Source organism: Streptomyces sp. NPDC003077, assembly GCF_040611095.1.
Lineage (GTDB): Bacteria > Actinomycetota > Actinomycetes > Streptomycetales > Streptomycetaceae > Streptomyces.
Map to the genome: position 1 here is coordinate 45,825 of NZ_JBEXNM010000055.1, position 12,489 is coordinate 58,313.

The 12,489-nt window shown below is 73.7% G+C and carries 9 protein-coding genes; 2 read left to right on the plus strand and 7 right to left on the minus strand.

The window, feature by feature from the left end:
• Window positions 1-200: 200 nt before the first annotated feature.
• Window positions 201-785, plus strand: coding sequence for a DUF4439 domain-containing protein (locus ABZX96_RS28745; RefSeq protein WP_355549982.1), 585 nt, complete (start codon window positions 201-203; stop codon window positions 783-785).
• Window positions 786-1,003: 218 nt separating this feature from the next.
• The gene (locus ABZX96_RS28750) at window positions 1,004-1,915 is read left to right on the plus strand and encodes an aminoglycoside phosphotransferase family protein (protein WP_355549984.1); all 912 of its coding nucleotides are present in this window, start codon (window positions 1,004-1,006) and stop codon (window positions 1,913-1,915) included.
• 262 nt (window positions 1,916-2,177) lie between these two features.
• On the opposite strand, the gene ABZX96_RS28755 is transcribed toward ABZX96_RS28750, so the two are convergent.
• The 7 genes from ABZX96_RS28755 to ABZX96_RS28785 all read right to left on the minus strand — a co-directional run bounded on the left by ABZX96_RS28755 (window position 2,178) and on the right by ABZX96_RS28785 (window position 12,238).
• Window positions 2,178-3,878 carry a proline--tRNA ligase gene (locus ABZX96_RS28755; protein WP_355549985.1) on the minus strand — a complete coding sequence of 567 codons (1,701 nt, stop codon included), beginning with the start codon at window positions 3,876-3,878 and terminating at the stop codon, window positions 2,178-2,180.
• A gap of 137 nt (window positions 3,879-4,015) precedes the next feature.
• Window positions 4,016-4,552: a GNAT family N-acetyltransferase gene (locus ABZX96_RS28760; protein ID WP_355549987.1), complete on the minus strand. Its 537-nt coding sequence runs from the start codon at window positions 4,550-4,552 to the stop codon at window positions 4,016-4,018.
• Between the two features lie 287 nt (window positions 4,553-4,839).
• The gene (locus ABZX96_RS28765) at window positions 4,840-5,685 is read right to left on the minus strand and encodes a GNAT family N-acetyltransferase (protein ID WP_355549989.1); all 846 of its coding nucleotides are present in this window, start codon (window positions 5,683-5,685) and stop codon (window positions 4,840-4,842) included.
• Window positions 5,686-5,925: 240 nt separating this feature from the next.
• The gene (gene ispG, locus ABZX96_RS28770; RefSeq protein ID WP_355549991.1) at window positions 5,926-7,083 is read right to left on the minus strand and encodes a flavodoxin-dependent (E)-4-hydroxy-3-methylbut-2-enyl-diphosphate synthase; all 1,158 of its coding nucleotides are present in this window, start codon (window positions 7,081-7,083) and stop codon (window positions 5,926-5,928) included.
• A gap of 134 nt (window positions 7,084-7,217) precedes the next feature.
• On the minus strand, window positions 7,218-8,522 hold the full coding sequence (locus ABZX96_RS28775; protein WP_355549993.1) for a site-2 protease family protein: 1,305 nt from the start codon (window positions 8,520-8,522) through the stop codon (window positions 7,218-7,220).
• Window positions 8,519-9,829 carry a 1-deoxy-D-xylulose-5-phosphate reductoisomerase gene (gene dxr, locus ABZX96_RS28780; RefSeq protein WP_355549995.1) on the minus strand — a complete coding sequence of 437 codons (1,311 nt, stop codon included), beginning with the start codon at window positions 9,827-9,829 and terminating at the stop codon, window positions 8,519-8,521. Before dxr ends, ABZX96_RS28775 begins: the two co-directional genes overlap by 4 nt.
• A 489-nt stretch (window positions 9,830-10,318) precedes the next feature.
• Window positions 10,319-12,238 carry an acyl-CoA dehydrogenase family protein gene (locus tag ABZX96_RS28785; RefSeq protein ID WP_355549997.1) on the minus strand — a complete coding sequence of 640 codons (1,920 nt, stop codon included), beginning with the start codon at window positions 12,236-12,238 and terminating at the stop codon, window positions 10,319-10,321.
• Between the last annotated feature and the right edge of the window lie 251 nt (window positions 12,239-12,489).

Genomic DNA, 12,489 nt, shown 5'->3' on the forward strand with positions numbered 1-12,489 from the left:
GCGTCGGGCCGGGCCCGGGACGCGGGGAGCTGCGGGAGCACGGGCCGGGCCGGGGCGGTGGACGGGTTACACGGCACCGGCCGGGCCCGGGCCGTGGGAAGGCCCCGGAACACGCACCAGGTCCACGGCGCGCGCACGCTTCGGGGCGCGGGCAGGCTTCGGGGCGCGGCGGGCGCCCCGTACCCGGGAAGGGAAGCGGGATGAGGACGACGGGGACGCTGAGCGCCGAACTGCGCGCGGGCACGGCGGGCCGGACCCCCGAAGGGGCGCGGGCGGACGATCCGCGCGCCGCCGAGTTGCACGCGCTGCAGGCCGCGCTGGCGGCCGAGCACGCCGCCGTCTACGGGTACGGGGTGGTCGGCGGGCGCGTCGGCCGGGACCGCCGGGCCGAGGCCCACGAGGGGTACGACGCGCACCGGGCCCGCCGGGACGCGCTGCACCGCGGGGTGCGCGACCTGGGCGGCACGCCGCGGGCCGCCGCCGCCGCGTACGCGCTGCCGTTCGCGGTGGAGGACGGCGCCGCCGCGGTCCGGCTGGCCGCCGAACTGGAGGACCGGGTGGCCGCCGTCTACGCCGACCTGGTCCGGGCCGCGCGGGGCGCCCGGCGCCGGGAGGCCGCGGGCGCGCTGCGCGAGGCGGCGGTGCGGGCGGTGCGCTGGCGCGGCGGCGGCGTAGCCTTCCCAGGGCTCGCGGAACGGGCCGCGCCCGGCACCCCGTCGGGCACCCCGTCCGGCGGCGCCCGGCCCTCCCCGGCCGGCATGGACGCGGGCACCGACGGCGCCTGACCGCTCGCCGGCGGCCGGCCCGGACGCCGCCCACGCGGCCGTACGGGCCACCGGCCCGCGGCACGGGCGGCGGCACCGACGGCGGCCACCGGCCCGGCACGGACGGCAGAACACCGGCCCGCGCGGCACGGACGGCAGGTCGCCGCCCCGGAGACGGGCCGGTGGGCCGGTCGTCCGGCCCGCGGCCCCAGCACACGCACGAAAGGGACGGTCCCAGCATGGCAACGGCACCCATCGAACCACCACGGCGGCTGGCCGACGGGCTCAGCGGGGACCCGGAGAGCCCCGTCCGCGTATGGCTGGCCGCGCTCCCCGAACTCGTCCGGAACCAGCTCGCCGCATGGGACCTGACGCTCGACCGCGTGCCGGAGCCGGGCGGCCGGAACGGCTTCGTGGCCCTCGTCCGGCAGCAGGACGGCACCCCGGCCGCGCTCAAGATCCCGGTGCCGGGCCGGACGTCCGCGCACGAGGGCGCCGCGCTGGCCCGCTGGGACGGCTGGGGCGCGGTGCGCCTGCTGCGCTCCGACGCCGCCACCGGCGCGCTCCTGCTGGAGCGGCTGCGCCCCGCGGTGTCGCTGCGCTCGCTGCCGGAGGCCAAGGCCATGCTGGAGGCGGCGGGCACGGTACGCCGCCTGTGGGTGGCGCCCGCCGGGGACGACCCGTTCGAAACGGTCGCCGGGCGCACGGACGAGGACGTGGAGGCGCTGCGCCTCGCCGGGTCGCTCACCGCGGCGGCCGGGCCGCTCCTGGACGAGGCGCTGGAACTGCGCCGCGCGCTGCCCGCCGACGCCCCCGAGGAACTGCTGCTGCACGGCGCCTTCCGGCAGGGCAAGGTCCTGGCCGGCGACCGCGTGCCCTGGCTGGCCGTGGGCCCCTCCCCCGTGCTGGGCGAGCGCGCGTACGACCTGGCCGGGCTGGTCCTGGACCGGTGCGAGGACCTGGCGGCCGGCTCCGGCGCCGCCTCGGCGGCCCGGCGGCGGGTGGCCAGGCTGGCCGACTCGCTGGAGGTGGACCGCGACCGGCTGCGCGCCTGGTCGCTGTACCGCGCGGTGGACGGGGGCGCCCGCGAGTACGCGGCGGGCGACCGGCAGCGCGGCGAGGTGCTGCTGGAGTTCGCCACCTGGTTGTGAGGGACCGGGGCGCACCGGGCCTCGTGTGACGGCCGTGCGGCGCTCTCCGGCACCCCGGAGGACGCCCCGGTGCGGGCCCCGTACGGACGAGACGGGACGGACCGGCGTCGCCGGGGGCGGCGGCCCGGTCGTCTCCCGCACGGACCACCCCGTACAGACGTACAGACCGCACGGACCGGAAGACGAAACCCGGCGCCCCCACCACGGCACGAAGCCGTCGTGGGGGCGCCGGGTGAGGTGTTTGTGCCCGGAAAGCCAGGGATCAGGCGCCGAGCCGCGCCACGGCCTCCTCCACCGTCAGCTCCTCGCGCTCGCCGGTGCGGCGGTCCTTCAGCTCCACGATGCCCTCGCCCGCGCGGCGGCCGGCGACCAGGATCGTCGGGATGCCCAGCAGCTCGGCGTCGGTGAACTTCACGCCCGGGGAGACCCCGGCCCGGTCGTCCACCAGGACGCGCAGGCCCGCGGCGCCCAGCTTCTCGCCGACCTCCAGGGCCAGCTCGGTCTGCTTGGCCTTGCCCGCGGCGACGACGTGCACGTCCGCCGGGGCCACCTCGCGCGGCCAGCACAGGCCGGACTCGTCGTGGGTCTGCTCGGCGAGGGCGGCCACCGCGCGGGAGACGCCGATGCCGTACGAGCCCATGGTGACGCGGACGGGCTTGCCGTTCTGGCCCAGGACGTCCAGCTCGAAGGCGTCCGCGTACTTGCGGCCGAGCTGGAAGATGTGGCCGATCTCGATGGCGCGGTCGATGCGCAGGCCGGCGCCGCACTTCGGGCAGGGGTCGCCGGGCTCGACCACGACCACGTCGAGGTAGTCGTCCACCTCGAAGTCGCGGCCGGCGACGACGTTCTTGGCGTGCTTGCCGGGCTTGTTGGCGCCGGTGATCCAGGCGGTGCCGGGGGCGACGCGCGGGTCGGCGATGTAGCGGAAGCCCTCGCCGGCCAGGCCCTGCGGGCCGACGTAGCCGCGCACCAGGTCCGGGCGGTCGGTGAAGTCCTCGGCGGTGACCAGCTCGACGACGGCCGGGGCCAGGTGCTCGCCCAGCTTGCCGAGGTCCACCTCGCGGTCGCCGGGGACGCCCACGGCGACGATCTCGCCGTCCACCTTGACCAGCAGGTTCTTCAGGGTCGCGGAGGCCGGGACGCCCAGGTGCTCGGCGAGCGTCTCGATGGTGGGGGTGTCGGGGGTGTCCAGCTCCTCCACCGGGCCGTGCCCGGCGCCCTCCACCGGCGTCACCTTGACCGTGACGGCCTCGGTGTTCGCGGCGTAGTCACACTCGGGACAGTCGACGAAGGTGTCCTCGCCGGCCGCGGCCGGGGCCAGGAACTCCTCGGACGCCGAGCCGCCCATGGCGCCGGAGACCGCCGAGACGATGCGGTAGTCCAGGCCGAGGCGCTCGAAGATGCGGGTGTACGCCTCGCGGTGCAGGCGGTAGGACTCCGCCAGGCCCTCGTCGGTGGTGTCGAAGCTGTACGAGTCCTTCATCTGGAACTCGCGGCCCCGCAGCACGCCGGAGCGGGGGCGGGCCTCGTCGCGGTACTTCGTCTGGATCTGGTAGAGGATCACCGGCAGGTCCTTGTAGGACGTGCACTGGTCCTTGACCGTGAGGGTGAAGATCTCCTCGTGGGTGGGGCCGAGGAGGTAGTCGGCGCCCTTGCGGTCCTTGAGGCGGAAGAGCAGGTCGCCGTACTCCTCCCAGCGCCCGCTGGCCTCGTAGGGCTCCTTGGGCAGCAGCGCCGGCAGCAGGACCTCCTGGCCGCCGATGGCGTCCATCTCCTCGCGCACGATGCGCGAGACGTTCTCCAGGACCTTCTTGCCCAGCGGCAGCCAGGTCCAGATGCCGGCGGAGTTGCGGCGGACGTACCCGGCGCGTACGAGCAGCTTGTGGCTGGCGGTCTCGGCGTCGGCCGGGTCGTCGCGCAGCGTCTTGATCATCAATCGGGACATGCGCTGGACCTGGGCCATGGTGATTCTCCTGCGTAAGAAAGGTGACTGCCAGGAGGTTAGCCGCCCGGGTCGGGCGCACGGAAATGCGAATGCGGCCGAGTGGCGAAACGGCGGCGGGTCCGCGGGCCCGGACGGGCGGGGGGAAGCGGCCCCTTTCAGCCCCGGCGCAGCGGCAGCGGGGCGCCCATCACCGCGTACGGCGTCGGGGCGCTGGGGAACAGGACGCGCCGGGCGATGTCCCGGTAGCCCAGGGACCGGTACAGGCCGCGGGCCGGGCTGTCGGCGTCGATCGCGGACAGGATGCTGCGCGGCTCGCTCGCCTCGTCCGTGATGCGGGTGATCAGCGACCGGCCGATGCGGCGGTTCTGGTAGGCGGGGTGGACGTGGAGTTCGGTGATGACGAACGAGTCGTCCAGCCAGTGGTCCAGCTCCCGCGCCCGCAGGTACGGCTCGACGACGGTGGACCACCAGTGCGTCCGGTCGTTGGGCATCCCGTACACGAAGCCGACGAGGCGGCCCTCCGGCGTGGTCGCGCCCAGCGCGCGGGCGCCGGGGCAGGTGAGGTGCCGCAGCACGATGTGGCGGCGGACGCCGACCTCCTCCTCGCTGAGGCCGAAGGCGAGCGCCTGGACGGCGAGCGCCTCGTCCACGCGGGCAGCGAGGTCCAGTGGCCCGACCGCGACGTCATTCATGGTCGGGAGCGTACAAGGCGCACCGCCCGAAGACGATCGGCCGGGCGGGGAGCCGCGCCCGGGGTGGCCGGGACTCGTCCTCCGGCGGCCGGAGCGCTGCGGCGGAGCACCGCACCGCCGTGCCCACGGGGACGGGACGGCCCTGCGCCGGGACGGGACGCGACGGGTGCCGAAACGTTCCGGCACGGCCCCGGACGAGACCGGCGACGGCACCTTCCCAAGTCGGCACAGACTGCCCATCGCCAGGGGCAGAAACGTTTCTGCATCCAGCGATCCAAGAAGACGCCTCAGAACAGCACACTCATGAAGGCCCCGACCTCCCGGAACCCCACCCGCCGGTACGCGGCCCGCGCGGCGGTGTTGAAGTCGTTGACATAGAGGCTGGCTATGGGCGCGACGTCGGCGAGCGCGTAGCGCAGCACGGCGGCCATGCCGGTCTCGGAGAGGCCCTTGCCGCGGAATTCCGGGGCGACCCACACGCCCTGGATCTGGCAGGCCCGCTCGGTGGCGGCGCCGATCTCGGCCTTGAAGACGACCTTGCCGTTCTCCACGCGGGCGAAGGAGCGGCCGGAGCCGACGAGCTCGGCGACCCGGGCCTGGTAGAGCAGGCCGCCGTCCCCGGCCAGCGGCGAGATGCCGACCTCCTCGGTGAACATGGCCACGCACGCGGGCATGATCAGGTCCATCTCGTGCTTGCGGACCCGGCGGACGTACGGATCGGGATCGATCTCCGCGGACGGCTCGGTGGCGACCATGAGCGGCTGGTGGGCGCGGACCTCGCGGGCCGGGCCCCAGTGCGGCTCCAGGAGGGCCCACAGCCCGGCGGTGGCCTCCGCCGGGCCGACGATGGACGAACAGCGGCGGCCCTGACGCCGGGCGCGTTCGGCGAAGCCGCGTACCGCCTCGGGCCCGGCGCACACCGGGACGAGGTTGGCGCCCGCGTAGCACAGGGACTCCAGCCGGCCCCCCGCGTACCAGCCCCACATCTCGCCGCCGAGCCGCCACGGGTCGAGCCCGGCGACGCGGACGCGGGCGGAGACGAAGGCGTTGGCGACCGGGTCGCGGTCCAGGACCGCGAGGGCCTCGTCGAGTTCGCCGGGATCGAGGACCTTGGTGGTCGTGGACGTCAGCACGTGGTGGACAGCCTCACCGGTACGGGCCTGGGAGGCCAGGCGGGGAGCAGGTCTTGGCACTGTACCTCCACCTGCGCGGCGGCACTCGGCTCGCGGCCCGCCCCTCCCCGGCGGGCGCGGCATACCGGCCGCGACGTCCGGTGACGGCGGGTGGCGGACGGGCCGCGGTGGGCCCTGGGCACGGCACGCGAGAGCCCCGCGTCTCCCGCCGGCGGGAACGCGGGGCTCAGGACCAGGTCGTCAGCCGGCCACGGAGACGGCGGGCTCGCCCGAGGCGACGCCGTCCTTGCGCATCTGCTCGGCGATCTTCTGGGCTTCCTCGATGAGCGTCTCGACGATCTTCGACTCCGGAACGGTCTTGATCACCTCGCCCTTCACGAAGATCTGCCCCTTGCCATTGCCCGACGCCACGCCCAGATCCGCCTCACGCGCCTCACCGGGACCATTGACCACGCACCCCATCACGGCGACCCGCAGCGGCACCTCCATGCCCTCCAGACCCGCCGTCACCTGATCCGCCAGCTTGTACACATCCACCTGCGCCCGCCCGCACGACGGACATGAAACGATCTCCAACCGGCGCTGGCGCAGGTTCAGCGACTCCAGGATCTGGATGCCGACCTTGACCTCCTCCGCCGGCGGCGCCGACAGCGAGACCCGGATCGTGTCCCCGATCCCCTCGCTCAGCAGCGCCCCGAACGCCACCGCCGACTTGATCGTCCCCTGGAACGCCGGCCCCGCCTCCGTCACGCCCAGGTGCAGCGGGTAGTCGCAGCGCTGGGCCAGCAGCCGGTAGGCGTTGACCATGACCACCGGGTCGTTGTGCTTCACCGAGATCTTGATGTCCCGGAAACCGTGCTCCTCGAACAGCGAGCACTCCCACAGCGCCGACTCCACCAGCGCCTCCGGGGTGGCCTTGCCGTACTTGGCCAGCAGCCGCCGATCCAGCGACCCCGCGTTCACCCCGATCCGGATCGGCACCTTCGCCGCCGACGCCGCCTTGGCGATCTCCTTGACCTTGTCGTCGAACTGCTTGATGTTCCCCGGATTCACCCGCACCGCCGCACACCCCGCGTCGATCGCCGCGAAGACGTACTTCGGCTGGAAGTGAATGTCCGCGATCACCGGGATCTGCGACTTCCGCGCGATGACGGGCAGCGCGTCCGCGTCATCCTGCGTGGGGCAGGCCACCCGCACGATCTGGCAGCCCGACGCCGTCAGCTCCGCGATCTGCTGCAACGTCGCCCCGATGTCCGACGTCCGCGTCGTCGTCATCGACTGCACCGACACCGGGGCGTCCCCGCCCACGGCGACCGAGCCGACCTGGATTTTGCGGCTGACACGGCGGTCGGCCAGCTTGATCGGCACGTCCGGCATACCCAGCGAAATGGCAGTCATCTGGCGAGCAACCCCAAGGGAGAGAAATCAGGAGGGATCGAGGTCCCGGAATCGGCGGGCGCCTCCATTCCCCGAGATTACGGCACATCCCCAACGCCGGGCACATCGCGCCCCGGAAGCCGGGGCGCGACCCCTCATCCCGCCAGCTTGACCGGATTCACCACGTCCGCCACCAGCACCAGCAGCGTGAAGCAGATGAAGATCCCGGCGACGACGTAGGCGACCGGCATGAGCTTGGCCACGTCGAAGGGGCCCGGGTCGGGGCGCCGGAAGACCTTCGCGAAGGCGCGGCGCAGCGACTCCCACAGGGCGCCCGCGATGTGCCCGCCGTCCAGCGGGAGCAGCGGCAGCATGTTGAACAGGAACAGCGAGAGGTTGAACCCGGCGACGAGGAAGAGCATCGTCGCCACCCGCTGCTCCGGCGGGATGTCCAGCGAGAAGACCTCGCCGCCGACGCGGGCCGCGCCGACCACGCCCATCGGGGAGTCCTGCTTGCGCTCGCCGCCGTTGAAGGCCGCGTTCCACAGGTCCGGGACCTTGGAAGGCAGGTGCACCAGCGACTCGACGCCCTGCTCGACCATGCCGGTCATCCGGTCCACGGACTGGCCGAAGGACTGCTGGACGACGCCGGTGGCCGGGGTGAAGCCGAGGAACCCGGCGGTGACGAACTCGTCGCGGACGTAGCCGCCGCGCCCGTCGGTCTTGGCGACCTTGTTCTCGATCAGGTTGGCGTGCAGCTCGCGGCGGGCGCCGTCGCGCTCGACGGTGATCGTGGCGGGGCCGGTGGTCTCGCGGATGTGCTCCTGGAGGGCGGCCCAGTCCGGGACGGGCTCGCCGTCGAACGCGACGATCTTGTCGCCGGCGCGCAGTCCGGCGGCCTTGGCCGGGGAGTCCTTGGCGCCGGAGGGGCACTTGTCGGTCTTGGCGGAGGCGGCGATCACGCAGTCGGAGACCGAGCCGACCTGGGTGGTCTGGGTGTTGATGCCGAAGCCCATCAGGACGCTCATGAAGATCGCGACCGCGAGGACGAGGTTCATGAACGGCCCGGCGAACATCACGATGACGCGCTTCCAGGGCTTGCGGGTGTAGAAAAGCCGCTTCTCGTCGCCGGGCTGGAGTTCCTCGTACGCGGCCGAGCGGGCGTCCTCGATCATGCCGCGCCAGGGGGAGGTGGAGCGCGCCTGGAGCCGTCCGTCGTCGCCCGGCGGGAACATGCCGATCATGCGGATGTAGCCGCCGAGGGGAATGGCCTTGATGCCGTACTCGGTGTCGCCCTTGCGGCGGGAGAAGAGTGTGGGCCCGAAGCCGACCATGTACTGCGGCACCCGGATGCCGAACATCTTGGCCGTCGTGAGGTGCCCCAGCTCGTGCCAGGCGATCGAGAACAGCAGGCCGACGACGAAGACGACTATGCCGAGGATGGTCATCCACACCGTCATGCGCGGACCTCCGATGCCGTACGTGCCGCGCGGGCGGCGAGTTCTCGGGCGCGGGCGCGCGCCCAGGTCTCCGCCTGCAAGACGTCCGCGACGGTGAGGGAGGTTCCCGGGGCGGACACCGTGGCGCCGCTCGTCCCGGTCTTCCCCGTGACCACTCCCGTTGCCAGGGCCTCGGCGACGACCTCAGCGACCGTATCGACAATCCCGGTGAACGGCAGCCCGCCGGTCAAAAACGCGTCCACGCACTCCTCGTTCGCCGCGTTGAAGACCGCCGGCGCCGTGCCCCCCAGCTCGCCCACGTGGCAGGCCAGCGGCACGGACGGGAAGGCCTCCGCATCCAGCGGGAAGAACTCCCAGGTGTGCGCCTTCGTCCAGTCCACGCCGGGCGCCGCGTCCGGGACCCGCTCGGGCCAGCCCAGGCCCAGCGCGATGGGCATCCGCATGTCCGGCGGGCTCGCCTGGGCGAGGGTGGAACCGTCCGTGAACTCCACCATCGAGTGGATGTAGGACTGCGGATGGACGACGACCTCGATGCGCTCGAAGGGCACGTCGTACAGCAGGTGCGCCTCGATGACCTCCAGCCCCTTGTTGACCAGGGTCGCGGAGTTGATCGTGATGACCGGGCCCATTGCCCAGGTGGGGTGCGCGAGCGCCTGCTCGGGCGTGACCGCGGCCAGCTCCCGCCTCGTCCGCCCCCGGAACGGGCCGCCGGAGGCGGTCACCAGGAAGCGGCGGATCTCCGAGCGCGGCCCGCCCAGCATCGCCTGGAAGAGGGCCGAGTGCTCGGAATCCACCGGGACGATCTGGCCGGGGGCGGCCAGCTCCCTCACCAGCGGGCCGCCGACGATCAGCGACTCCTTGTTGGCGAGCGCCAGCGCCCGGCCCGCCTTCAGGGCGGCGAGCGTGGGCGCCAGGCCGATGGAACCGGTGATGCCGTTCAGGACGGTGTGGCAGGGCGAGGCCGCGATCTCGGTGGCCGCGTCCGGCCCGGCCAGGATCTCCGGCAGCCGCTCCCCCGCCCCGTACCGCGCCGCCAGCGCCTCGCGCAGCGCCGGGACGACGTCCTCGCGGGCCACCGCCACCGTGCCCACCCGCAGCCGGTGCGCCTGCTCGGCCAGCAGCTCGACCCGGCCGCCCGCCGCGGAGAGCGCGGTGACGCGGAACCGGTCGGGGTTGCGCAGCACCAGGTCGATGGCCTGGGTGCCGATGGAGCCGGTGGAGCCGAGGATGACGATGTCGCGCGGGCCGTCGCCCGCGGCACCGGCCGGGGCGAAGCGCAGATGGGGGTCAGCGAGGAGGTCGGTCATGGGGCCATTCTCGCCCCCTCGGGACGGGCGGGGGGCACGGACGGCGAGGGCGGGGGCGAGCGGGCCGGGGCGGTGTGAGTGATGCCACGGCAGGGTGGGGGCGCGGGGGCTGGTCATCGGGGGGCGATCTCGGGGGCCGGGGGGGCTCTCGCGGCTCGCCGGCCGTCGTTCGGAGGCCGGGGCGGAGGAGCGCCCGGGGGTGTGATGACGCGTCCCGGGCCCCTCCCCTCCGGGGTAGCGGAGGGGAGGGGCCCGTCCTTCCGGTCGGAGGAGGGGACGGGCCCCTCCGGTCAGGGGAGCCCGCGGTCCTTTCGGTCGGCCGAGCCTGTGGCCCCTCCGGTCAGCAGGGGCGGCGCTCCTTCCGGGCGGCGGGCCCCGCGATCCTTTCGGTCGGCCGAGCCTGTGACTCCTCCGGTCAGCAGGTACGGCGCTTCTTCCGGGCGGCGGGCCCGGCGCTCCTTCCGGGCGGCGGGTCGGGCGGCCTCGCCGTCAGCGGATCGGGCGGTGGACGTTCTCCCGGCGGGACGGGCCCGGGGTGGCGTCGGCGATCCAGGGGCCGTCGCCGCTGGGGTCGACGACGCCGTCCTCCAGCCAGGTGTACGCGCCGCCGAGGACGCCGGAGACGACCTTGCGGTCCACGTCGTCGGTGTTGGTCCACAGCCGCGCGAAGAGCTCGTCGGTGCGGATGCGGGCCTGGCGGCAGAAGACGTCGGCGAGCTGGTGCGCCTCGCGGCCGTGGGCGCCGTCGACGCGCGCCTGCTCGGCGCGGACGCAGGCGGCGCTCATCGCGAACAGCTCCGCGCCGATGTCCACGATCCGGCCGAGGAACCCCTGCTTGGTCTCCATCCGGCCCTGCCACCGCGACATGCCGTAGAACGTGGCGCGGGCCAGCTTGCGGGCGGCCCGTTCGACGTACCGCAGGTGGGTCGCGAGGTCGCCGAACTCCGCGTAGGACTTCGGGAGCTGGCCGGGACCGGCAACGAGCTTGGGCAGCCAGCGGGCGTAGAAGGAACCGGCCTTGGCGGCGGCCCGGCCCTTGTCCGCCAGGGACTTCTCGGCGTCCACGAGGTCACCGGCGACGGCGAGGTGCGCGTCCACCGCCTCGCGGGCGATCAGCAGCCGCATGATCTCCGACGAGCCCTCGAAGATCCGGTTGATGCGCAGGTCGCGCAGGATCTGCTCGGCGGGGACCGCGCGCTCGCCGCGGGCCGCGAGGGAGGCGGCGGTCTCGAACCCCCGGCCGCCGCGGATCTGCACCAGCTCGTCCGCCATCAGGCAGCCCATCTCGGAGCCGTACAGCTTGGCCAGGGCGGCTTCGATGCGGATGTCGTTGCGGTCCTCGTCCGCCATCTGGGAGGAGAGGTCGACCACGGCCTCCAAGGCGAAGGTCGTCGCCGCGATGAAGGAGATCTTGCCGCCCACGGCCTCGTGCTTGGCGATCGGCTTGCCCCACTGCTCGCGGGCCGCCGACCACTCGCGGGCGATCTTCAGGGCCCACTTGCCGGCGCCGACGCACATCGCGGGCAGGGAGAGCCGTCCGGTGTTCAGGGTGGTCAGTGCGATCTTCAGACCGGCGCCCTCGGGGCCGATGCGGTGCGAGGCCGGGACGCGGACCTGGTGGAAGCGGGTGACGCCGTTCTCGATGCCGCGCAGGCCCATGAAGGCGTTGCGGTTCTCCACCGTGATGCCCTCGGAGGACGCCTCCACCACGAAGGCCGTGATGCCGCCCTTGTGGCCCTCGCTCCTGGGCACGCGGGCCATGACGACGAGGAGGTCGGCGACCACGCCGTTGGTGGTCCACAGCTTCACGCCGTCCAGCACGTAGCTGTCGCCGTCGGGGACGGCGGTGGTCGCCAGGCGGGCCGGGTCGGAGCCCACGTCGGGCTCGGTGAGCAGGAACGCCGAGATGTCGGTCCGGGCGCAGCGCGGCAGGAAGGTGTCCTTCTGCTCCTGCGTGCCGAAGATCTTCAGCGGCTGCGGGACGCCGATGGACTGGTGGGCCGACAGCAGCGCGCCGATCGCGGGGTTGGCGGAGCCGACGAGGGCGAGCGCCTTGTTGTAGTACACCTGCGTGAGGCCGAGGCCGCCGTACTTGGTGTCGATCTTCATGCCGAGCGCGCCGAGCTCCTTGAGGCCGTTGACGGTCTCGTCCGGGATGCGGGCCTCGCGCTCGATGCGCGCGCTGTCGATCTCCGTCTCGCAGAAGTCGCGGAGCTTGGCCAGGAACTCCTCGCCGCGCTCGACGTCCTCGGCGGCGGGGACCGGGTGCGGGTGGATCAGATCGAGCCGGAAGCGCCCCAGGAACAGTTCCTTGGCGAAGCTGGGCTTGCGCCAGTCCTGCTCCCGGGCGGCCTCGGCGACCTGCCGGGCCTCGCGCTCGGAGACGTTGCGGGTGGATGGAGCGGTCATGACGGGCTCACCTCGCCGCGGAATCGGGTCGTCCTGCCGGTCCGCCGGTGCGGCTACCGGTCAGTGCTACTTGTGAGTCTGTACCCGATTCGTACGGCGTGCACCAGCCTTGCGGCGACGATCGGCGACGGGGGGTCACTTTGCGTCATGGGGGGCGGGTGTGAGGAGGGGCGCGGCGGGCCGCGTCCGCCCGTTTCCGCGCGCCCTCGGCATACGGCGACGCGGCGCGCCCCGGGGGCAGGATTCCGGGG

What these genes read in the sequence shown, in the direction of transcription:
- ABZX96_RS28745 (WP_355549982.1), top strand. Translation starts at nt 201, where the DNA reads ATGAGGACGACGGGGACGCTGAGCGCCGAACTGCGCGCGGGCACGGCG.
- ABZX96_RS28750 (WP_355549984.1), top strand. Translation starts at nt 1,004, where the DNA reads ATGGCAACGGCACCCATCGAACCACCACGGCGGCTGGCCGACGGGCTC.
- ABZX96_RS28755 (WP_355549985.1), bottom strand. Translation starts at nt 3,878, where the DNA reads ATGGCCCAGGTCCAGCGCATGTCCCGATTGATGATCAAGACGCTGCGC.
- ABZX96_RS28760 (WP_355549987.1), bottom strand. Translation starts at nt 4,552, where the DNA reads ATGAATGACGTCGCGGTCGGGCCACTGGACCTCGCTGCCCGCGTGGAC.
- ispG (WP_355549991.1), bottom strand. Translation starts at nt 7,083, where the DNA reads ATGACTGCCATTTCGCTGGGTATGCCGGACGTGCCGATCAAGCTGGCC.
- ABZX96_RS28775 (WP_355549993.1), bottom strand. Translation starts at nt 8,522, where the DNA reads ATGACGGTGTGGATGACCATCCTCGGCATAGTCGTCTTCGTCGTCGGC.
- dxr (WP_355549995.1), bottom strand. Translation starts at nt 9,829, where the DNA reads ATGACCGACCTCCTCGCTGACCCCCATCTGCGCTTCGCCCCGGCCGGT.
- ABZX96_RS28785 (WP_355549997.1), bottom strand. Translation starts at nt 12,238, where the DNA reads ATGACCGCTCCATCCACCCGCAACGTCTCCGAGCGCGAGGCCCGGCAG.